The organism is Limnohabitans sp. (assembly GCF_030158565.1).
GTDB lineage: Bacteria > Pseudomonadota > Gammaproteobacteria > Burkholderiales > Burkholderiaceae_C > Limnohabitans_A.
The window spans coordinates 12,999-34,386 of record NZ_JAOASQ010000026.1; the positions used below are offsets into that span (position 1 = coordinate 12,999).

The window sequence follows — 21,388 nt, forward strand, 5'->3', positions numbered from 1 at the left end:
CTTTGGGCGAAGTCAGCGATTTACCGCATCACCTCTGCTGCCGCGTCAAACGCCCCCACATCCGCCCCGACCACTGGCCCAAATCATCCAGATAAGTGAACACCACCGGGATCACCAGCAGGCTGAGCACGGTGCTGGTGAGCAGACCGCCAATCACGGCAATCGCCATGGGCGAGCGGAAGCTCGCATCGGCCGCGCCCCAGCCCACGGCAATGGGCAGCATGCCTGCACCCATGGCGATCGTCGTCATGACAATCGGCCGTGCACGCTTGTGGCAGGCGTCCAAAATCGCATCCCAACGGCTCATCGGCGGCACAGCAGGTTGATCGCCCTCGGCCGGTTTGCCGCGTCGCGCTTCGATGGCGTATTCGACCAGCAAGATCGAGTTTTTGGTGGCGATGCCCATGAGCATGATCAGGCCAATGAGCGAGGGCATGGAGAAGCTCTTTTGTGCGATCAGCAAGCCCACAAACGCGCCGCCCAATGACAGCGGTAACGCCGCCAAAATCGTCATGGGGTGCAAGAAGCCCTTGAACAGCAGCACCAACACGATGTAGATGCACAGCACGCCGATCAGCATGGCCAAGCCAAAGCTGGCAAACAGTTCGCCCATGACTTCGGCATCGCCCACCTCGACGATCTTCACACCCGGCGGCAGGCTTTGCAGCGCGGGCAGTTGCTGCACCGCTTGCGTCACGTCGCCCAGCGGCATGCCCGACAGCTCAATCTCGAAGTTGATGTTGCGCTGGCGGTCGTAGCGGTCAATCACCGCCGGGCCACCGGCCACCTCGATGCTGGCCACTTGGCCCAGCATGACCGGGCCACGGTTGCCGGGCACCATCAGGCGCTCCAGTGTGGCCAGGTCGTGCCGGGCGTCATCGCCCAGCTTGACGACGATGGGCACTTGGCGTTCGGACAAATTGAGCTTGGGCAAAGCCGCGTCATAGTCGCCCAGGGTGGCCACGCGCAAGGTGTCGCTGATGGCGGCGCTGGTCACGCCCAAATCGGCGGCTTTGGCAAAGTCAGGGCGCACCGCGATCTCGGGGCGCACCAAGCTGGCGGTGGACGCAATCGAACCCAGGCCCTGGATGGTGCGCAGGTCGCGCTCGACGGCCATGGCGGCGCTTTGCAGGGCCTGCGGGTCTTCGCCGGTGAGCACCAGCACGTATTTCTCGCCCGAGCCGCCCAAGCCCACCTTGCTGCGCACGCCCGGCAGTTGTTGCAGCGCGGTGCGGATGTCGTTTTCAATGGCTTGCTTGCGTGGGCGCTGGCCGCGCTCGGTCAGCTGGATGGTGAGCGTGGCCTTGCGCACTTCTGCCGCGCCACCACCGGCAAACGGGTCAGAGCCCGCGCTGCCGCCGCCAATCGTCGTGTAGACGCTTTTCACGTCGTTCACCGTCATGAGCAATTTGCGGGCGTGTTCGGCACTGGCCTGGGTTTGCGCCAGTGTGGAGCCGGGGGGCAGCTCCACATAGACCTGGGTTTGCGAGTTGTCGTCTGGCGGGATGAAGCCCTTGGGCAACAAAGGCACCAGCATGATGGAGCCGATGAAAAACAGCGTGGCCAGCACCATGGTGACCAAGCGGTGCTTCATGCACCAAGTGGCCCAGACCATGTAGCGCTTGAGCCAGCCCGGCTCTTGCGCGGCCGTGACGATGGGCTTCAAGATGTAAGCCGCCATCATGGGCGTGAGCACCCGCGCCACCACCAGCGAGGCGAACACCGCCAGCGACGCCGTCCAGCCAAACTGCTTGAAGAACTTGCCCGGAATGCCGCTCATGAAAGCGGTGGGCAAAAACACCGCGATCAAGGTGAAGGTGGTGGCGATCACGGCGAGGCCAATCTCGTCGGCCGCTTCCATCGCAGCCTGGTAGGGCGACTTGCCCATGCGCAAATGGCGCACGATGTTTTCCACCTCCACGATCGCGTCGTCCACCAGCACACCAATCACCAAAGACAGCGCCAACAAGGTCACCACGTTGATGGAAAAACCCAAGTAAGCCATGCCAATGAAAGCCGGGATGACCGACAGCGGCAGCGCCACCGCCGAGACAAAGGTGGCCCGCCAGTCGCGCAAAAACAGCCAGACCACCAGCACGGCCAAAATTGCGCCTTCGTACAGCAGCGTCAACGAACCCTGGTATTCCTCTTCCACCGGCGTCACAAAATCAAAGGCTTCGGTGATCTCAATGTCGGGGTTTTGCAAGCGGTAGTCGGCCAGCGCCTGACGCACCAGGCGGCCCACGGCCACCTCGCTTTCACCCTTGCTGCGCACCACCTCAAAGCCCACCACGGCTTGGCCATCGAGTGCGGCGGCAGACCGCGCATCGGCCAGGGTGTCGCTCACGGTGGCCACCTGGTCCAGCCGCACCCGAGCCCCGCGTGAAGTGGCCAGCTCGATTTGGCCCACCTCTTGCGCCGTTTTGACCGTGGCCAGCGTGCGCACGGGCTGCTCGCCCAGGCCCAAATCCATGCGTCCACCCGAGCCCTCGCGCTGCACTTGCTGGAGCTGACGCGACACCTCAGCCGCCGTGATGCCCAGCGACTGCAGGCGGTTCACATCCAGCGCCACGCGCACCTCACGCGTCACACCGCCCACGCGGTTGACGGCCCCCACGCCCCGCAGCGACAAGAGCTTGCGGGTGATGTCTTTGTCCACCAACCACGACAGCGCTTCATCGTCCATGCGCGAAGAGCGCACGGTGTAGGCCAACACGGGCGTGCCTGCCAGGTTGAGCTTTTGCACCACGGGGTCGCGCAGTTCACCGGGCAGATCGGCGCGCACGCCCTGAATGGCCGAGCGCACATCGTCCACCGCTTCTTGCGTGGGCTTTTCCATGCGGAACTCGGCGGTGATCGACACCACACCGTCTTGCACCTTGGTGGTGATGTGCTTCAAGCCCTGCAGCGGGGCCAGCGCGTTTTCGAGTTTGCGGGCCACATCGGTTTCAAGCTGCGAGGGCGCAGCGCCGGGCAAACTGGCGGTCACCGAGATGGTGGGCACGTCCAGATCCGGAAAGTTTTGCACTTTCATGGACCCAAAGGCGATGAAGCCCGCCAACGTCAGCAGCACAAACAGCATGACGGCAGGAATGGGATTGCGGATCGACCACGAAGAGACGTTGAGCATGACGTCCTCTTATGGCTTGGCGGGGGCAGCTTGAGCGGCTGGCGCATCGACTACACGCACCATGTCGCCGTGGTTCAAAAACGCACCGCCACTGGCCACCACGCGGGCATCGGCCTTCAGGCCACTGGTCACCTCGACACGGTCGCCATTTTGGCGTCCGGTTTGCACCTTGAGCTGGCTGACTTTTTGGTCCGCCCCGACGGTGTAAACGTAACTGAAGCCATCGCGCACCACCACGGCGCTTTGCGGTACGGTGAGCGCCTGGCTTTGGCCCAATGCGATCTCACCTTGGGCATACATGCCGGCGCGGGCGCTGCCGGTGGCGCTTGGCAAATCCACGTAGACGATGGCGTTGCGGGTTTGCGCATCCACCGAGGGTGCGACCATGCGCACCTTGCCTTGCAGCTGCTGGCCGCTGGCGGCTTTGATCTGCACCGGCGCGCCCACCTGGATGCGACCAATCTCGGCGGCTGTGACTTCAGCACGCCACTCGATGCGGCCCTGGCGAATCAAGCGAAACAACTCGGTGCCCGCACCCACCACGCTGCCCACGGTGGCTTGCCGCGCCGAGATCACGCCCGCATCGGACGCACGCACCTGGGTTTGCGACAAACGCACGGTTTGCAGCTGCACCATGGCGCGGGCCGACTGCACACGCGCCTGCGCCGAGGCATCGGCGGCCAAGGTCTGGCTCAGTTGCGCGTTGCTGAAAAAGCCCTGCTGCTGCAAGCTGCGGGCGCGCTCGGATTGGGCTTTGGCTTCTTGCGCACTGGCCGTGGCTTCGGCCAGCAAGGCTTCGGCCTGCGCCAGCTCGGCGCGCAAGGTGTCGCCCTGCAAAGTGGCCAACACGTCACCGCGCTGCACCCGGTCGCCCACATTCACGCGCACTTCGGTGATCTTCAGGCCATTGGCTTCTGCGCCGATGATGGCTTCTTGCCAAGCGGCCAAGCTGCCATTGGCGCTGATCTTTTGGGCCAGGCTGGCTGTTTGGGGCGTAGCCACCGTCACCGTCAGGCTGGGTTTGGCGGACTGCGAGCCTTTGGCCTTTTCGTCGGCAGCCAAGGCGGCACACCCGTGCGCCATCAACAAACAAGCAATCCATGCGGATTTTTTCATGACCGACTCCCAGACCCAAAAATGGATTGAGTTTATCGGGGGACAAGAAGCCTTTTGACGGCAATGGCGCCATGTCTGAATTCCGCCCCCCCCACAGCGCGCCTTTGCAGGCGGCTCAAAGCGCTTGGGTCAAGTCGCCATTGACCCGTGCCACCGCACGAAATGCATCGCTGATGCGCTCATCCGCCGCAGCGCGTTGCCAAAACTGCATCGCCAATGCCCGCGCTTGCGGCCAGACGCCCAAGGTATGGGCATTGGGGCGCGGCAGCTGGCTGGACCAGTCACGCGCCACCACCTCGCCCGCCACCGGGGCGTAATACATGGGCAGCATGTCGTAAGCGGGGGCCAGTTGCCAGCGGTGTTGGTGCAGCAGCAGCGACACATTACCGTGGTGGCGGTCGGTGTTGGCAATCAGGGCACCAAAGGCGTCGAGCAGGCACAGGGTCTGGATATCGGCAGCGCTCAGGCTTTCGGCCCCTGCGCGGCCGATCTGCATGGCGGTGGCGGCCCATTGCGAGCCGATGCCGATGTAATGCGCGTCGTACATCTCCAAAGACACCATGCCCACCCGGCCCTGGGGCGTTCGGTCAAATCGGCGGCTTTGCAAAAAGACGCGGCCACCCGCCTGCACGATGTCGGTTTGCGCAGCGGCGATGCCTGCGGCTTGCAAAGTGTGCAAGGCCAGTGCCTCGCAGACCAGCAGGTCACGCCAGCGCTGGTCGGCCGGGGCATCGCCTGCGGGCGAAAACTTGACCAGCACGGGCACGCCATCCGTCACCGCGCAAAACTTGGGTTGCTCACCACCTGCGCTGGAGCCAGGCGCTGCGCTGCCCAGGGCTTGCAAGGCCAAGCGGGGGTAGTCCTGCTCAGGGTCTGTCACCACCGGGGCAGCGCTGCGGCTGGGCGGCAAGCTCAGGTAACGGTCCAAGGCCGTTGTGCCCACCAACAGGTTGCCGGGCAGGTCTTCACCGGCACGCACCAGCGCCAGCAGGATGTGGTCATCGGTCCAGTGCGCCAGATGAGGGGGTAATACCAACTCGGCATGGGCTTGTGTGAAAGCCCGCCCCAGAAAACCTTGGGGTCGAGTGTCCATCAAGAACCAAGGCACGCTGGGGTGAAACTCACTGCGGCCGTGGACCTTGTCGGCCTCTTCCATCCAGAAGCCGCCTCCGGCCAGCGGGTACATCGTGCCAAAGTTTTGCAGCTCACCACTGGGCAACACCTGATGAATGAGCACCTGCCGGCCCACACCCGGCACATCGCGGGGCAGCAGGTAGCGCTGCGTCCGGGCCGCGCCCACCTTGACCACCTGACCAGACGCCAGCAAGGGGGCGAGCAAGCGCGAGACGGTGGGTTGGCTCACATCCAGCTGCGCCTGCAGCTGGGGGCTGTTGGCATGGCCGTTGTGACGTCGCAAAGCAGCAATCAGGGTGTCAGAAGTGGTCATTGAATAAATATCTGAATAGATATTTCAATAGTATGGGAAATCTAAGCTGTTGTCATAAAAAGAAATTTTTGAAATTTCATGAGATTTCAAAAAATTTCTTGAATAGTTTTTACGCAAACAACTCCCAGCACTTTGCCCGCACCCAGAGGAGGCAGATCACCGCACCCGATCCACCAACTGTTTCATCAAATTGCCCACGGTTTTGTCCGCGCTGTTGATCGAATAGATCTCCGACATGTGGCTGTGGCCCATGAGTTTGTAGAGGCCTGGGCACTGGCCCGCTTGGCACAAGGCGGCGTTGAGCTGTTCGCTTTGGGTGTGAAAGTCTTGCGGGTCCAGCTCGGCATAGGCCAGCAGCAGGGGTACCTTGGCTGCCACCAGACCCGGGACGGCCGAGCGGGCGGGGTACTGCGCAGCGTCTTTGCCAAAGTAGGCTTGCAGTGGCGGATTGGACTCGGCCGTTGACGGATCAAAGAGGCCCGAGAGCAACACGGCACCGGCCAGACCCGAGCCAGGCACCACATGGAACTGCGGGTGCGCCAGGTATTGAGCCACATGGGCCGCACCCGCCGAGTGGCCCATGAGGATGATGCGCTGGGGGTTGCCACCGCTGGCGGCGATGTTCTCGCGCACCCACTTCAAGGCGGACTGGATGTCTTGTTGCGCTGCGGGCCAAGGGTGGGCCGGGGCCAGGCGGTAGGTCATGTTGACGCCCACCATGCCCTGGCGCACGGCCCACAGCATGATGTTGTCGTAAAACGGGCTGTCGCCGGTGCGGCGCTCGCCGCGCATGAAAGCGCCGCCGTGCACGAACACCAGCACGGGCTGGTTGGCTTGTGGTTTGACGGGGGTGAACACATCCAGCAGGTTGCGGGCATCGGTGCCGTAGCGCACGTCGCGGCGCACCTGCACGCCCGCATAGGGCTCGCGCTCGGCCAGCGGGGCGTAGAGTTTTTCGGTGGGGGGCGGCGCGACGATGGGGCCGATTTTGAGCAGCTCAGCGGCGATCTGCGCGGGCACGGCCGAGGGCACTTCGACGGTTTTGGAGGTGGGCACACCAGCGCACCCGACAAGGCCCGCAGCGAGGATGGCAGTCAGAACAGCACGCATGGTGAACACTCCAAAAAGGGCTTAGAAACCGAAATGCCGCTTGGGCGAATCCCACAAAATGGCGGCCCGCTCAGCCGCAGAAAACTGCGACTCGAACACCTTGAGCATGGGGCCGTAGTCGAGCCGGTACGGCGCTTTGAGGTAGGGCCAGTCAGACGCCCAGACGCAGTGACCCACGCCAAAGTTATGCACCAGGGCGTCGGCATAGGCCCGCACATCAGGGAACGGGAAACCCGCTTGCGAGAATTTGGCGTAGCCCGAGATCTTGACCACGGAACGGCCTTCGCGGCCCAGCGCCAGCAGGGTCTGAAAACCCGCTTGCTGCATGTCGGCATCCAGCGTGGGGCGACCACAGTGGTCAAACATCATCTTGCCGCCAAAGCGTTCAAGCATGGGCATGAAGTCGAGCAGCAGGTCTTTTTCGACCTGGAACTGCGCCCACATGTCCAGCGCTTTGAGCCGCATGAGCAAGGGCTCGATGTCGGCGTAAAACGCAAAGCCGTGCAATGCAGGGTTGAAGGCGATGCCGATCACGCCGCGCGCCTTCAGGTCGGCCAGCGTTTCCAGCGGGCAGTCATTGGGCACGACCGCAATGCCTTTGTAGCGGCCTTGCCCCATGGCGATGGCGTCAAGCAGGCAGCGGTTGTCGGTGCCGTAGCCCGAGTTGGGGCCCACCAGCAGGGCGTGCTCCACGCCGTGGCAAGCCATCACTTCCAAAAAATACCTGGCGTCGCCCATCTCTTGCCCTGCCGGGCGGTAGCCCACATCGGGCGCGTAGGGAAAGCGCTGTGGGTCCAGCACATGGCAGTGCGAATCGATCTTGCGCTCGTCAAAAATGGACATGCGGTGCCGATCAGAAGGTGGCCAGGATGGCCTGCTTGAGTTCGGGCGTGATCTCAGGCATCACGCCAAACCAGGCCTTGAAGGCCGGGCGCGCTTGGTTGAGCAACATGCCCAAACCGTTGACGGTGGTGTGACCGCGCAAACGGGCAGCGGCCAGCAGCGGGGTTTCGAGCGGGATGTAAATGACGTCCGAGACCAGGGCCGACAGCGGCAAGGCATCGAGCGCCACATCGAGCGGCGGCTGGCCGTACATGCCTTGGTTGGTGGTGTTCACCAGCAGGGCTGCGCCGTCCATGGCGGCGTTGCGCTCTGCCCAGGGCACCACTTTGACAATGGCCTCCAGCCCCGCCGCCAGCGCCTGCGCTTTGTCGATGCTGCGGTTGGTCAGGCGTACCTCTCGAGCGCCCTCGTCGATCAAGCTGAGCACAACGGCACGCGCCGCACCACCCGCACCCAGCACGACCACGGGGCCCGCATCGGCGCGCCAATCGGGCTTCACGTCCTTGAGGCTCTGGATGTAGCCATAGCCGTCGTTGTTGAAGCCGTGCAGGCTGCCGTCGTCCTGCACCACGATGCAGTTGATCGCGCCCATGCGCTGGGCCACCGGATCCACCACGTCCATGAGCTTGAGCGCCTCCACCTTGTGCGGCAGCGAGATGTTGCAACCTGCCAGGCCCAGCGCAGACAAGCCGCGAATGGCCGCTTCCAGGTTTTGGGGCTCCACCTGAAAGTGGCCGTAAGCGCCCTTCAGGCCGTAGTGGGCCAGCCAGTGGTTGTGCAAGATGGGGGAGCGCGACTGGAGGATGGGAAAACCCATCACCCCGGCCAGTTTGAACTTCGTGTGGTCCATGGGTGTGCGGTGGTTTACTTCTTGTTGACGGGCGGCAGGATGTCGGTCACGACCTGTTTGCCACCCACCACTTTGGTCATGTAGCTTTCGCGGTCCAGATCGCCATTGGCGTCGTAGCTCAGGTCCAGCAACAAACCAGGGGTGGTCTTGGCCGAGAGGCTGATGTTCTTCATGGCGGCAGCAAATGCCTTGGAATCGAACTTGCCGATTTTCTCGGTCACAGCCTTGACGGTGTAGATGCCGATGTAGCCCTTGAGGCCGTTGTGGTCGGTGCGCGACTTGAACTCGCGCTGGTAGGCTTCATCGAACTTCTTCACGCTGGCTTGCGGGGCATCAGCGGTCAAGCCCACATGGGCCACGGCGCCATTGGCCGCTTCGCCCGCCAGCTCGATCACTTTCTGGCTGGTCAGCACGGTCTCGCCAATGACGGGTTTGTTGTAGCCCTGCTTTTTGAGTTCGCGCAGCAGGCGGGCCGACTCTTCTTCGTTGGAATACACAAACACGGCATCCCCACCGGACTGCTTGACCTTGATGACCGCACTGCTGAAGTCCACCTGGCCGGGTTCAGTGGACACATCAGCACCGACCTTGATGCCACGGGCTTCGAGCGCCTTGTTGATCAGGTCGCGGCCGCCTTTGCCAAAGTCGTTGTTCACATAAATCACATCGACCACTTTGGCCTTGACGGTGTCTTTGATGTAGCCCGCGATCTTGGGCATGGCCGTCGACTGGGTGAACGAAGTGCGGAACACATAGGGGTTGCCCTGCTGCGTGATGGCCGCCGCTTCACCGCCTGTGAAGTTGGGGATCTCGGCGCGGCGCGTGGCCGCCATGCTCACCAAAATGGAGCCTGAAAACACCGGGCCCATGACCACATAGGCCCCATCGTCGGCGGCTTTTTCGGCCAGGCCCTTGGCCACGCCGGGGTTGGACTGGGTGTCGCTGGAGCTGTAGTCGATCTTGCGGCCCAAGATGCCGCCTGCGGCGTTGATCTCTTTGACGGCCAGCTTCATGCCGTTGTCAAAGTTGGTGCCCGAAGTGGCGCCGGTGCCGGTCAACTCGACCAGGCCGACGATCTTGACCGTCTGGGCCTGCACGCAGGCCGATGCGAACAGTGCGCTGATCAGCGCGGATTTCAAAAATGCTTTCATGCTTGTCTCCTGTTTGTGCGGGCGGCGTACCGCCCTTGTGTTGAAAGAGTTTCTTCACGCATCTTGCGTGAGGGGCTCGTGAATCACCATCGGGGATTACCTGACGACAGCCGCCTTGGCGACGCCATGCCATGTGTTGAGCTCATGATGCCCTGTCCATGGCCTGTACCTTGTCACCCCCCGCCACCGAATAGCGCATGGACACCTTGCGGGTGGCCTGAAACTGCTCGATGGTCTCGCCTCTGAAAGCGGCATACACCTCGGGGTTGGACACCCCCAAAACCGCCGCCATTTTTTCGAGCACGAAGAAGATCACGCCACGGCGGATCATCTCGATCCACTTTCGGCCCCGGATCAGGTCTTTTTCTTCTTCGCTCAAGCTGTGTTCGCTGGCCAGGGCTTCAAAGTCGTTCACAAAACGGGCGCGGTGCTCGGGTCGGGTCAAGCCATGCAAAAAGCGGTTGATGCGCAGATTGGCGTGGCTGCGGGCATGGGTGAAGGGGTAGGTGCCTTGCAAAGCGCCTGCGCCCTCCAGCTCATGACCGATGTGCTGACAGTGCGCCTCAATGACCGCAGCATCGGGCTCGCCGCCCAGGTCTTCGAACACCAGCGTGGCGATGTTGGTCATGGACGGTGCGTAGGTCTGTTTGTGCACCAACTGGACCCGATCTGACAGCGCCCCGCGCATGATGAGCCACATGATGACCTCGGCGCCTTCCATGCCGCCTTTGGCCGCGTACTCGGCGATGCGCATGTTCACCAGCTGCTCGGGGGCTTTTTCGAGCAGATCAAGGAACTCCTTGTCCCAGGCTTCGTTGAGGAAGCCCGCGCGCTCGCCATGCACCTGGTGCGACAAGCCGCCCGTGGCCATGATGGCGACGTTGAGGTCTTCGGGGTAACTCTCGATGGCGCGGCGCAGCGCCTGGCCCAGCTTCCACATGCGTTTGGCACTGGGCACGGGCAGTTGCAGCACGCCCACTTGCAACGGCACCACCTGGCCCGGCCATGGGCCGCGCTCGTCACCCAGCATGGACAGCGGCGACAGAAAGCCGTGGTCCACCGGCTTGCCCTGAAAGAAGGACATGTCGAACTCGTCGGCCACCAACGACATGCCAATGTGCTGCGACAGGCCCAGGTGACCCATGGCCGGAGCCACTTCGCGCGGACCGCCGCCTTCGTCGGCCGCCACATACCGGTCGTCGATGCCCAGCACAAAGGCCGAGTAGTGGTCAAGGAAGAAAGACGTGATGTGGTCGTTGTAGATCATGAAGATCACGTCGATCTTCTTTTCGTGCACCCAAGCCCGGATGGCATCGAAGCCGTCAAAGATCGGCTTCCACGCCGGGTCGGCTTGCTTGCCGGTGTCTTTGGCAAAGCCGATGGTGGGGGAGTGCGAGGCGCCAATGCCGCCAATGATGCGTGCCATGCTGGATGTCCTTTGCCTGAGTTCAGTCGAGGGCCGCTTTGGCCTTGACGATCACGGCAGCTTGCTTGGCCGACTCGGCCTGGATGTAAGCATTGAACTGCTCGCGTGTGGGCGTGAAGGCCTCATACCCAAAAGTGATGAACTTTTCACGCACATCGGGCTCGGCCAGGGCCTTGGCAATGTCGGCGTTGATCTTGTCGGCCACGGGTTTGGGCAGGCCCTTGGGGGCGGCGATCGCGGTCCAGCCACTGACTTCAAAGTCTTTGGGGCCACCGGCCTCGGCCACGGTGGGCACGTCTTTGTAGGCGGGCAGGCGCTTGGGCGCGGCAATGGCCAAAAACTTGATCTTGCCCGCGCGGTAGAGCGGCCCCGCCGTGGCGCTGGTGCCCATGGCAAAAGCCAATTCGCCAGTGGCCACACCGGTGTAGAGCTGGCTGGTTTCTTTGTAAATGACGTGCTGCATCTCGGTGTTGGTCACGGTCTCGAACAAGGCCGAGCCCAGGTGCACCGGGTTGCCCACCGACCAAGAGCCGTAGTTGAGCTTGCCGGGGTTGGCTTTGGCGTCTGCCACGATGTCGGCCACGTTTTTGTATTTGCTGTCGGTGGCGGCGGTGAAGAAGAAGAAGGTCTTGAACAGGGGCAGCAGCAAGTCGAAGTCAGCTGCTGCGTTGTAGGGCAACTTCTTGAACAGGTGCGGGTAGGCCGTCAGGTGCACGTTGTCGAGCTGGATCAGGTCGGTGCCGTCGGTCGCGCCCCGCTTGAAGGCGTCAATGGCGATGAAGCCGTTGCCACCGGGGCGGTTTTCCACCGTGACGGGCTGGCCCCAGCTTTTGGAGAGCTTGTCGGCCACCAAGCGGGCCACGCCTTCGGGGCCGCTGCCGACCGGGAAGGGCGTGATGATGCGCACGGGCTTGGTCGGGAAGGTCTGGGCTTGAGCAGTGAGGGCCAGGCCCAAGGTCATTGCGACGGTCAGGGCGGTGAGGGCACGTTTGAACATGAGGGTCTCCGGTTTTGATGGTTGTCAATTCGCAAGGCGCGAATGGGTGGCGATTTTGAGAAGTCCACTGCGACCTGCAAAGATGCCGGGATCGTGACCGCGATAACATGGCGTTATCACAAACCCAGATTTGCGCCATGAAACTCAACGCCCTGCAGGCCCTGGTGGCCGCCATCGAAGAAGGCAGCCTGCGCGGCGCTGCCCGCCGCATCGGGGTGTCACAACCGGCCCTGACCAAGCTGGTGCGCGAGCTGGAGATCGAGCTGGCCGCGCCGCTGCTGGAGCGGCACTCACAAGGCGTGCGGCCTACGCCCCAGGGACAGGTGCTGTTTGAACACGCGCTCAAGGTGGCGCGGGAGCTGACCACGGCCACCGACCAAATCCAGCAGCTGGGCGGGCAGATGAAGGGCGAAATCCAAGTGGCGGCCGTGCCGGTGGCCATGATGCTGCTGATTCCGGAAACCTTGCGCACCTTCAGCCGAGCGTTCCCGGACATCCGCTTGCGGGTGAGCGAAGAGCTGTTTGTGGAACAGCTGCAAAAGCTGCGCAGCGGCCAGGTGGATCTGGTGGTCGGCGGCATCCCCGAAGGTTTGCCCAGCGGGGAGTTCATCTCCGAGGATTTGATGACCACCGCCATGGTGGTGGTGGCACGGCGAGGCAGTCGGCATGCGCGGGCAAAGCGGCTGACCGAGCTGGCCCAGGCCTCGTGGGTCTACACCGGCACCTCGGCGCAGACCGGCTATGCGAGTCGGCTGTTTGAAGCGCATGGTCTGCCCGCACCGCCCGTGGGCGCGATGGTCAACTCCACCTTGGCCCTGTTGGCGCTGTTGGGCTCCGGCGATTTGCTGGGCTTGATGCCGGAGCAAATCATTGCGCACCCGCTGGGGCAAGACATCGTGCGTGTGCCCCTTGAAGAACCCGGCTTGGCCCTGACAGTGGGCGCCATCATCCGCAGTGGTTCGGTGGTGTCTCCAGCGATTCGCCAGTTCATTGCCCACCTGCACCGGGCAGCGCACCAACTGAGCAAAGCAGCCTGATGGCTGCTGGCGGCCCTCAGTCGAACCAGGCACGCACCTTGTCGCGGGCTTGCTGTTTGACCTCATCTGTCACGTACATGGCGACCGTCAACACGGCCGAAACCAGCACCCCCAGGTCATCCGAATAGCCCAGCACCGGCGTGATGTCGGGCACCGCGTCGATGGGCGAGATGAAGTAAGTCAAGGCGCCATAGATGACGGTCTTGGCCCACAGCGGGGTGTCGGGTTTTTGGGCGGCGTAGTACAGGCACAGGGCGCGTTCGACCACATCTTGACCTGCCGCCTTGGCAAAGTGCTTGAGCTTGTCCCAAAAGCTTTTTTCAGAAAAAGCCGCTTGTTCAAGCAATTTGTCTTCGCTCATGCGCGGGCCCTCAGGCTTTGGCCAAATGCTGCTTGGCCAACTCCACATACCAGTCCAGGCAACCGGGGTTGGCCATGGCGTCTTTGTTGACCACTTTTTCCAGCGGCTGACCGAGCATGAGTTTTTTGATCGGCAGCTCCTGCTTTTTGCCGGACAGGGTGCGCGGGATCTCGGCGACCTGGAAGATCTCGTTGGGGATGAAGCGGGGGCTCAATGCCACCTTGATGGCATTGTTGAGCTTGGCCTTGAGCGCGTCGTCGAGCGTGGTGCCCGGGCGCAGCACCACGAACAGCGGCATGTAGCTTTCCTTGCCCAGGTACTCCAGGTCCACGACCATCGAGTCCATCACTTCGGGCAAGGCCTCGACCGCGCTGTACAACTCGCTGGTGCCCATGCGCAGGCCGTGGCGGTTGATGGTGGCGTCGCTGCGGCCAAAAATCACACAACCCTCGCCTTGTCCATTCGCATCACCAATGCGCAGCCAGTCGCCATGGCGCCAGACGCCGCCCATGCTGGCCGGGCCGTCGCCACCGCCGGGCTTTCGGCCATGGCCTGCGGGGTACATCTCGAAATAACTGCTCAAGTAGCGGGCGTTCTCCTTGTCGCCCCAGAAGAACAGCGGCATGGATGGAATGGGTTGTGTGCAGACCAGCTCACCCACTTCGCCTTTGACGGGCTCGCCCGCCTCGTTCCACGACTCCACGGCAGCCCCCAGCATGCGGCATTGCATGACGCCGGGCTCTTGCGGCAGCTCGCGGTGGCCGCCCACAAAGGCGCCCGCAAAGTCGGTGCCGCCCGAGATGTTGCACCACCAGATGTCGGTACCGATGTTTTTGAATTGCTCGGTGCCCCAGCTTTGCGTCTCGGGGGACAGGGGCGAACCGGTGGTGCCCAGAGCGCGGATGAGCGACAGGTCGCCACAGCGTGACAGGTCGACCCCGGCCTTTTGGCAGTTGGCAAAGAAAGCCGCGCCCGCGCCAAAGAAAGTGACTTTCTCTTCGGACGCCATGCGCCACAAAATGCCCCAGTCGGGGTTGTCTTTGCTGCCGCCGGGGTTGCCGTCATAGATCACGCAGGTCACGCCATTGAGCAGGCCCGCCACTTGGGCGTTCCACATGACCCAGCCGGTGGAGCTGTACCAGTGAAAGCGCTCGCCCCAGCTGTTGGGGTGGTAGCTGCAGCCCACGTCGTTGTGCAGGATTTTGTTGGCCAGGGCCACGATCACGGTGCCGCCGTGCCCGTGCACGATGGGCTTGGGCAGGCCGGTGGTGCCGCTCGAATACACAATCCACAGCGGGTGGTCAAAGGGCAACCACAGCGGCTCGAAGGCCTGCACATCGGCATCGTCACGCGCCGTGATGACCGACAAGGGCGTGCTGGCGGCCACATCGCATTGGGCGATGTCCACCGTGCCCAGGTTGTCGTGGATGATGACGTGCTGCAAGCTGGGCAACGCGTCCTTGAGTTCCTGCACCACGGTCATGCGGTCGAAGTCACGGCCGCCGTAGCTGACGCCATCGACGGCGATCAGGATCTTGGGCTCGATCTGCTTGAAGCGGTCCAGCACGGCGTTGGTGCCCATGTCGGGCGCGCAAATGCTCCACACGCCGCCCACACTGACCGTGGCCAAAAACGCCACCATGGCTTCAGGAATGTTGGGCAAATAGGCCGCCACACGGTCACCGGGCTGCAGGCCTTGCGCTTGCAGGTGCAAGGCCAAGGCGGCCACTTGGCGACGCAGCTCGGGCCAGCTCATTTCGCGGCGCAGGCCTTTTTCATTGAGGCTGATGACCGCCGGGAACCCGGCTGCATCGGCGGGCTGCACATGGCGCATCACCTGGTGCGCGTAATTGGTCTTGGCGCCTTCGAACCACACGGCACCAGGCATGACGTTTTGGGAGATGGCCGCCTTGTGCGGCGTGGGGGACTCCATCTCGAAGTAATCCCACATGCTTTGCCAAAAGCCTTCCAAATCAGACACCGACCATTGCCAAAGGTCGTTGTAGTGCTCAAAGCTCAGGCCGCGTTGATCGCGCAGCCAGTTTTGGTACAGACGGATCTGGGGCACATAGGGTGCTGGGGTCAAGGTCGCAGTGTTCATGGGAATGAGGGTATCAGCGCCAATGCCCAGCTGTCACGGCCGACAACCCTGAAAACATGCACCTAGGTGACAGGTGCATGAAAACTGCGAACGCTCAGCCTTGCTTCATTCGCTGACTTTTCCAATACACATCGTCGCCGCCGTTCATGCGGTTGAGCACACGGGCCAGCACGAACATCAAATCTGACAAGCGGTTGAGGTATTGGCGCGGCGTGTCATTGATCGACTCTTCGTTGCCCAGGGCCACGCAAGCACGCTCGGCCCGGCGCGCCACGGTACGGCACACATGGGCATGGGCTGCGCCACGGGTGCCCGCAGGCAGGATGAATTCTTCCAGCTTGGGCAACTGGGCGTTGTAGGTGGCCAAGGCGTCGTCGAGCGCGGCCACCGCTTCTTCCTTGAGCAATTCAAAACCGGGAATGGACAGCTCGCCGCCCAGGTTGAACAGCTGGTGCTGCACCTCGACCAGCACATCGCGCACATCAACGGGCATGTCTTCGCACAGCAAAACGCCGATATGGGAATTGAGCTCGTCCACCTCGCCCATGGCGTGCACGCGCAAGCTGTTTTTGGACACGCGCTGGTTGTTGCCCAGGCCGGTGGTGCCGTTGTCGCCGGTGCGGGTGGCGATTTGTGTGAGTCGGTTGCCCATGGATGCGTCCTCTGTTCGGTCTCGTATTCTGGTTGACGATTGTCGACCATGTTCCCTTGGCTTGTCTGACACAGGACAAGCCCGGTGCGACAAGCGGCGTAAACTGCAGCCTCATCAATTCAGCGGGTATCGTCCGCTGACCAGGAGACACCCCATGAACGCCCCCACCCCCGCCGCCCACCTGGCCCCCGAAGTTGCCCAGCGCGCCGTGCCCGAAGCCTTTTTGACCGCCCTGAAGGCCCGCTTTGGCGACAACTGCTCCACCGCCTTGGTGGTGCGCGAGCAGCATGGCCGCGACGAATCGGCCTTCACCCATGTGCCGCCACCGGCTGCGGTGGTGTTTGCCGAATGCACGCAAGACGTGGCCGACGCGGTCAAGTTGTGCGCCGAGCACAAAGTGCCAGTCATCCCCTTTGGCGTGGGTTCATCCCTCGAAGGCCATCTGCTGGCGGTGCAAGGCGGCATCAGCATCGACCTGATGCGCATGAACAAGGTGCTGGCCATCAACGCCGAAGACCTGACCGTGACGGTGCAGCCGGGCGTGACGCGCAAGCAGCTCAACGACGAGATCAAGTCCACCGGCCTGTTCTTCCCGATCGACCCGGGTGCTGACGCCACCATTGGCGGCATGAGCGCCACACGGGCCAGCGGCACCAACGCCGTGCGCTACGGCACCATGCGCGAGAACGTGCTGGCCCTGGAAGTGGTCACCTCGTCGGGCGACATCATCCGCACCGGCACCCGCGCCAAAAAGTCCAGCGCCGGTTATGACCTGACGCGCCTGATGGTGGGCAGCGAAGGCACGCTGGGCGTGATGACCGAAATCACCGTGCGCCTGTACCCCTTGCCCGAAGCCATCTCGGCCGCGATCTGCTCGTTCCCCAGCATTGAAGCAGCGGTGCACACGGTCATCCAGACCATCCAGCTGGGCGTGCCGATTGCCCGCGTGGAGCTGATCGACCACAACACCGTGCGCATGGTCAACCAGTATGCCAAGCTGGGCCTGCGCGAAGAGCCCATGCTGCTGATGGAATTTCACGGCTCACCTGCGGGCGTGAAGGAACAAGCCGAGACGGTGCAAGAGATCGCCAGCGAATTTGGCGGTAACGCGTTTGAATGGGCCCTCACCCCCGAAGAGCGCACGCGCTTGTGGACAGCCCGCCACAACGCCTACTTTGCCGCTGTGCAAAGCCGCCCCGGCTGCCGCGCCATCAGCACCGACACCTGCGTGCCCATCAGCCGCCTGGCCGATTGCCTGCTCGACTCGATCACCGAAACCGATGCCAGCGGCATTCCTTACTTTTTGGTGGGCCATGTGGGCGACGGCAACTTCCACTTTGGCTATTTGATCGACCCGAACAACCCGCAGGAGTGCGAAACGGCCGAGGCGCTCAACCAACAACTGGTCAACCGCGCCTTGCGTTTGGGCGGCACTTGCACCGGCGAGCACGGCATTGGCCTGCACAAGATGGACTTCTTGCGCACCGAAACCGGCGAAGGCGCGGTGGACATGATGCGCACCATCAAGCGGGCGCTGGACCCGCACAACATCATGAACCCGGGGAAGATTTTCTCGATGTGAACGGTCGCGGATAAACCGCGCCGTTCAGATCGCAGCCTTCAAAACAGCAGGCTGTCGCAGCAAGGCTTCAACCTTGTCGCACAGTTGTGCCGGCTCAAACGGCTTGAGCATGAGGTCACTGAGACCGGCCGACTCAAAGCGCTCCAAATCTTGCGGCGTGACGTTGGCCGTCAGGCCCAAAATGGGCAAGTCTTGGAGTCGTTCTGACGCGTTTTGCCGTATCGCTGCCGTGGCGGCAATGCCGTCCATCACCGGCATGACCATGTCCATCAAGACCAAATCCACGGCTTGCGCGGCCAAGACCTCCAGCGCTTTTTGGCCATCGACGGCTTCCAGCACTTGACAGCTTGGCCAAGCATTCTGAAGCACTTGCCTGACCAGCAAACGGTTCAGAGGGTGATCGTCGACCACCAGGAAGCGCCAGGCTTTGTCGGCCGTTTTCACTTCGAGTTTGGTCGATGGCGTTTTTGCCGCAGGCGCAGCCGTTGCGACCACCGGCAAGCGCAACCAAAAGCGTGAGCCCTTGCCCAACTCGCTTTCAAAGCCCATCTGGCCACCCAGCAAATCCGTCAGTTTTTGAGAAATGGCCAAGCCCAGCCCATTGCCACCATAGATGGCGTGGATGTCGCCGTCGGCCTGACTGAAGCGCTGGAAGATTTTGGCCTGCCGGTCCTTGGCAATGCCAATGCCGGTGTCTTCGACTTCAAACAACACATTGGGCGGCGCCCATTTCACACGCAACACCACCGAACCCTCATGTGTGAACTTGAGTGCATTGCCCAGCAAGTTCACCAGCACCTGCATCAAACGGTGCCGGTCGGTGTGCACCCATTGCGGCAAGGTGGCATCGACCTCCAGGCGGTAATCGAGCTCCATGCTGTTGACCCGGGGGCTGAACAATTCAAACGCGTGTTCCACCACACGGCGCAGTTCAAAGTCTTCAGGTTGGATGATCAGGCGCCCGGCCTGCAATTGCGAATAGTCCAGGATGTCATTGATCACCGTCATCAGGTGTTCGGCCGACTGACGCGTGTGGTTGAGCACCTTGAGCGCGGCGGGTTTGTTTTCGACACGCGACAAGAGCAAGGCGTTGAAACCCAAAATGGCATTCATGGGCGTGCGCAATTCATGGCTGACCGTGGCGATGAATTGCTCACGCATTTGCATGGTCTGCTCCAGCTCTTGCCGCTTGGCCTCCAGCTGACTTTGGTTGTGCAAGCTCTCTTGCAGAGCCTCTCGGTGCAGCCGCGCATAAATCATCGGCACGATCATCAAAATGCCGGTGATCAGGCTGAAGGTCAACCAAGACGACCGGGCATGGACCTGCCCTACCTCGAATGGCGGCACCATGCCGTGGTAGCTCGCATAGGCCATCACCGACTGCAGCGTGAAAACGATCGCCAACCACCAAGCTCCAGCCTTGCGGCTGACCACGAAAAAGGGGGTCAAGGGCAAAATCAGCAGCCAGGAAAAGCGTGGGGAAAAAACGCCGCCAGCACTGAACGCTGCATAGAAAAGCACCAAAGCCCCTGCAACGGTCCCCAGATGGACGGCCCAATTCAGAGGCATGCCGCGGTTGATAAAGACCAGTAAAAGCGCCAGCCACACTGCCATGGAGTTAAACAAGACGGCGGCATTGCGGTAGGGGCTGACCGCGGAGTAGATCAACAACACCGCGATGATCACGGTGACAAAGAAAAAGATGTAGGGCATCTTGCCCTGCCTGAAGGCACGCGGGAAATGGCGAACCAACCATTGGACTTGTTGCATCCACCCATTTTTCAGGTGCACAGGCCTGAGCTGTCGCAGCTGTCGGAATTGACTCAAGGCGCGCATCGTCTTAACCCCGCATTCTTTGCAAATGCTGGCTGACGCAACGGGTCAGCCGATCGAGGTCCATGGGCTTGTCCATCACATCGTCCATGCCGGCATCCAGGCAGCGTTGCCGGTCCACCGGGTTGGTGTTGGCCGTCAAAGCAATGATGGGCATGGCTTGCGTCATGGCGGGAAACTGTCGTCGTATTTGCTGGGTCAAGGCCATGCCATCCATCTCCGGCATGACCATGTCGATCAGCGCCACATCAAAACTTTGCTCATCGAGCAAGACCAGCGCTTGTGCGGCGCCATCGGCCGTGACGATCTGCGCTTTGGGCCAGCATTTTTGCAATTGCATGCGGGCCACCATCAAATTCAGGGCGTTGTCGTCCACCACCAAAATGCGCAGCGCCTGGTCCGCTGGAATGACAACGGGTTGCTCAGGCTGTGCCACTTTGGCATCGACCCTCGGAATGCGGAACCAGAATGTAGCGCCCTGTCCTTCTTGACTGTTCACCCCAATTTGGCCGCCATGCAACAGCACGAGCTTTTCACAAATCGACAGGCCCAGACCTGTGCCGCCGTAGGTGCGTGTGGTCTGCACATCGGCATGCTCAAAACGCCGAAAAATATTGGCCTGCTGTGTAAGCGCGATGCCGCGACCGGCATCGCTGACCTGGAACAAGATGTCTGCACCTTGGGCCTGTATGCGCAAACGCACGGCACCCGATGCGGTGAACTTCAAGGCGTTGTCCAGCAATTTGCTCAAAATCTGGCGCAAGCGCTGTGGGTCGCCATGGATGCGCGCGGGCAAATGCGGATCAAGCTCACCGAGCCATTCAATGCCTTTTTCATGGGCTCGCGCCCTCAGGGGCTGCAAAGCATCTTCCATCAGCTCCGCGAGTGAAAAATCCACGTTGAAAAGCGCCAGCTTGTTGGCCTGCAGCTGCGAGAAATCCAGAATGTCGTTGACCACCTGCAGCAAGTGCTGGGTCGACCGGCGAATGTGATCGACGACTTCGACCTCCTCGGGTTCGCTGGACAACTCTTCTCGCAGGACGCCGTTGAAGCCCAAGATCGCATTCATGGGGGTGCGCAGTTCGTGACCCACCGCAGCCAAAAATTCGTCTTTATGCGCTTGTGCCTTGAGCAAGGCTTCATGGGTCGCTTGGAGTTCCTTGTTGCGCAGATCCAGTTGCTGCAGCTGTTTGTCGTGCAGCTGGTCAAACAACCAGACGCAGAGCATCAAACTGCCCAGGCCCATCACGTTCTGCATCACCGCCCAAGGCACCGCTTGAGGACTGACCATGGCATGCCCGCTGATCCAGCCGCTTTCAGTGGCCTGGTAAATGCCCAAAATAACGGCCAGAACAACACCCATCCATTTGATCGCGGGGGCCGGTCCCAGCAGCATCAACACCGGCAAGGAGACCACATTCAACCAAACCAGCACGGTCGAATTGACGCCGCCTGAATTCATGGCGACATAAACCACCAGGGCCACACACAACAAGGAGGCGACGTGCAGCACGGGCGAAAACAGCTTCTCGATCCTGGTCAACGGCAACAAGCCGAAACACATCAAGCTGAAAGCCAGGTTGACGTTGCGGTCGTAATACCCGGAAGGGATCAGGTAAAACACCCAAGAGTCCAAACCAATGGCCAGCAAATAAACAGCCAGCAGGTTTTTACTTTCAAAAATCGACACACGCGGTGATCGCACGTCCCCGCGCCATGTCAACGCTTCGAAGCGGCTCATTGCGATATCTC

Annotated in this window: 16 protein-coding genes; 2 read left to right on the forward strand and 14 right to left on the reverse strand. The window is 61.8% G+C overall.

Going from position 1 to position 21,388, the window contains the following annotated elements; translation table 11 throughout:
- Positions 1–28: 28 nt before the first annotated feature.
- The 9 genes from Q1W40_RS05085 to Q1W40_RS05125 form a co-directional block, all read right to left on the reverse strand.
- Positions 29–3,130 carry an efflux RND transporter permease subunit gene (locus Q1W40_RS05085; RefSeq protein ID WP_300709555.1) on the reverse strand — a complete coding sequence of 1,034 codons (3,102 nt, stop codon included), beginning with the start codon at positions 3,128–3,130 and terminating at the stop codon, positions 29–31.
- A gap of 9 nt (positions 3,131–3,139) precedes the next feature.
- On the reverse strand, positions 3,140–4,246 hold the full coding sequence (locus Q1W40_RS05090) for an efflux RND transporter periplasmic adaptor subunit (protein WP_300709557.1): 1,107 nt from the start codon (positions 4,244–4,246) through the stop codon (positions 3,140–3,142).
- Between the two features lie 115 nt (positions 4,247–4,361).
- Positions 4,362–5,693 (reverse strand): type II toxin-antitoxin system HipA family toxin YjjJ, encoded by a 1,332-nt coding sequence (gene yjjJ / locus Q1W40_RS05095; RefSeq protein WP_300709559.1) that lies wholly within the window; start codon positions 5,691–5,693, stop codon positions 4,362–4,364.
- A gap of 156 nt (positions 5,694–5,849) precedes the next feature.
- Positions 5,850–6,803, reverse strand: a complete 954-nt coding sequence (locus tag Q1W40_RS05100) for an alpha/beta hydrolase (RefSeq protein WP_300709561.1) — start codon at positions 6,801–6,803, stop codon at positions 5,850–5,852.
- Positions 6,804–6,824: 21 nt separating this feature from the next.
- Entirely contained in the window at positions 6,825–7,646 is an 822-nt protein-coding gene (locus Q1W40_RS05105; protein ID WP_300709563.1) for an amidohydrolase family protein, read from the reverse strand.
- Positions 7,647–7,656: 10 nt separating this feature from the next.
- Entirely contained in the window at positions 7,657–8,496 is an 840-nt protein-coding gene (locus Q1W40_RS05110) for a shikimate dehydrogenase (protein WP_300709565.1), read from the reverse strand.
- 14 nt (positions 8,497–8,510) lie between these two features.
- On the reverse strand, positions 8,511–9,647 hold the full coding sequence (locus Q1W40_RS05115) for an ABC transporter substrate-binding protein (RefSeq protein ID WP_300709582.1): 1,137 nt from the start codon (positions 9,645–9,647) through the stop codon (positions 8,511–8,513).
- Between the two features lie 142 nt (positions 9,648–9,789).
- Complete coding sequence (locus tag Q1W40_RS05120) at positions 9,790–11,073, reverse strand: gallate dioxygenase (RefSeq protein WP_300709584.1); 1,284 nt, start codon at positions 11,071–11,073, stop codon at positions 9,790–9,792.
- A 22-nt stretch (positions 11,074–11,095) separates the two neighbouring features.
- The gene (locus Q1W40_RS05125) at positions 11,096–12,070 is read right to left on the reverse strand and encodes a tripartite tricarboxylate transporter substrate binding protein (protein ID WP_300709586.1); all 975 of its coding nucleotides are present in this window, start codon (positions 12,068–12,070) and stop codon (positions 11,096–11,098) included.
- A gap of 137 nt (positions 12,071–12,207) precedes the next feature.
- Here Q1W40_RS05125 and Q1W40_RS05130 point away from each other — a divergent pair, with 137 nt between their 5' ends.
- Positions 12,208–13,107, forward strand: a complete 900-nt coding sequence (locus Q1W40_RS05130; RefSeq protein ID WP_300709588.1) for a LysR substrate-binding domain-containing protein — start codon at positions 12,208–12,210, stop codon at positions 13,105–13,107.
- Between the two features lie 16 nt (positions 13,108–13,123).
- Here the strand turns inward: Q1W40_RS05130 and Q1W40_RS05135 are convergent, their stop codons facing one another.
- The 3 genes from Q1W40_RS05135 to Q1W40_RS05145 form a co-directional block, all read right to left on the reverse strand.
- Positions 13,124–13,468 (reverse strand): YkvA family protein, encoded by a 345-nt coding sequence (locus Q1W40_RS05135; protein WP_300709590.1) that lies wholly within the window; start codon positions 13,466–13,468, stop codon positions 13,124–13,126.
- Positions 13,469–13,478: 10 nt separating this feature from the next.
- A complete protein-coding gene (locus Q1W40_RS05140; protein WP_300709592.1) occupies positions 13,479–15,569 on the reverse strand; it encodes an acetoacetate--CoA ligase in 2,091 nt (696 codons plus the stop codon).
- A 94-nt stretch (positions 15,570–15,663) separates the two neighbouring features.
- Complete coding sequence (locus Q1W40_RS05145; RefSeq protein ID WP_300709594.1) at positions 15,664–16,221, reverse strand: cob(I)yrinic acid a,c-diamide adenosyltransferase; 558 nt, start codon at positions 16,219–16,221, stop codon at positions 15,664–15,666.
- 154 nt (positions 16,222–16,375) lie between these two features.
- Here Q1W40_RS05145 and Q1W40_RS05150 point away from each other — a divergent pair, with 154 nt between their 5' ends.
- Positions 16,376–17,803 carry an FAD-linked oxidase C-terminal domain-containing protein gene (locus Q1W40_RS05150; RefSeq protein WP_300709596.1) on the forward strand — a complete coding sequence of 476 codons (1,428 nt, stop codon included), beginning with the start codon at positions 16,376–16,378 and terminating at the stop codon, positions 17,801–17,803.
- A gap of 24 nt (positions 17,804–17,827) precedes the next feature.
- Here the strand turns inward: Q1W40_RS05150 and Q1W40_RS05155 are convergent, their stop codons facing one another.
- Both Q1W40_RS05155 and Q1W40_RS05160 read right to left on the reverse strand, forming a co-directional pair.
- The gene (locus Q1W40_RS05155; RefSeq protein WP_300709598.1) at positions 17,828–19,573 is read right to left on the reverse strand and encodes an ATP-binding protein; all 1,746 of its coding nucleotides are present in this window, start codon (positions 19,571–19,573) and stop codon (positions 17,828–17,830) included.
- A gap of 70 nt (positions 19,574–19,643) precedes the next feature.
- On the reverse strand, positions 19,644–21,377 hold the full coding sequence (locus Q1W40_RS05160; RefSeq protein ID WP_300709600.1) for an ATP-binding protein: 1,734 nt from the start codon (positions 21,375–21,377) through the stop codon (positions 19,644–19,646).
- Between the last annotated feature and the right edge of the window lie 11 nt (positions 21,378–21,388).

Coding starts and splice junctions, on each gene's coding strand:
- Q1W40_RS05150 (WP_300709596.1), top strand. CDS start 16,376: ATGAACGCCCCCACCCCCGCCGCCCACCTGGCCCCCGAAGTTGCCCAG.
- Q1W40_RS05125 (WP_300709586.1), bottom strand. CDS start 12,070: ATGTTCAAACGTGCCCTCACCGCCCTGACCGTCGCAATGACCTTGGGC.
- Q1W40_RS05135 (WP_300709590.1), bottom strand. CDS start 13,468: ATGAGCGAAGACAAATTGCTTGAACAAGCGGCTTTTTCTGAAAAAAGC.
- Q1W40_RS05140 (WP_300709592.1), bottom strand. CDS start 15,569: ATGAACACTGCGACCTTGACCCCAGCACCCTATGTGCCCCAGATCCGT.
- Q1W40_RS05130 (WP_300709588.1), top strand. CDS start 12,208: ATGAAACTCAACGCCCTGCAGGCCCTGGTGGCCGCCATCGAAGAAGGC.
- Q1W40_RS05145 (WP_300709594.1), bottom strand. CDS start 16,221: ATGGGCAACCGACTCACACAAATCGCCACCCGCACCGGCGACAACGGC.
- Q1W40_RS05115 (WP_300709582.1), bottom strand. CDS start 9,647: ATGAAAGCATTTTTGAAATCCGCGCTGATCAGCGCACTGTTCGCATCG.
- Q1W40_RS05105 (WP_300709563.1), bottom strand. CDS start 7,646: ATGTCCATTTTTGACGAGCGCAAGATCGATTCGCACTGCCATGTGCTG.
- Q1W40_RS05120 (WP_300709584.1), bottom strand. CDS start 11,073: ATGGCACGCATCATTGGCGGCATTGGCGCCTCGCACTCCCCCACCATC.
- Q1W40_RS05155 (WP_300709598.1), bottom strand. CDS start 19,573: ATGCAACAAGTCCAATGGTTGGTTCGCCATTTCCCGCGTGCCTTCAGG.
- Q1W40_RS05090 (WP_300709557.1), bottom strand. CDS start 4,246: ATGAAAAAATCCGCATGGATTGCTTGTTTGTTGATGGCGCACGGGTGT.
- Q1W40_RS05110 (WP_300709565.1), bottom strand. CDS start 8,496: ATGGACCACACGAAGTTCAAACTGGCCGGGGTGATGGGTTTTCCCATC.
- yjjJ (WP_300709559.1), bottom strand. CDS start 5,693: ATGACCACTTCTGACACCCTGATTGCTGCTTTGCGACGTCACAACGGC.
- Q1W40_RS05100 (WP_300709561.1), bottom strand. CDS start 6,803: ATGCGTGCTGTTCTGACTGCCATCCTCGCTGCGGGCCTTGTCGGGTGC.
- Q1W40_RS05160 (WP_300709600.1), bottom strand. CDS start 21,377: ATGAGCCGCTTCGAAGCGTTGACATGGCGCGGGGACGTGCGATCACCG.
- Q1W40_RS05085 (WP_300709555.1), bottom strand. CDS start 3,130: ATGCTCAACGTCTCTTCGTGGTCGATCCGCAATCCCATTCCTGCCGTC.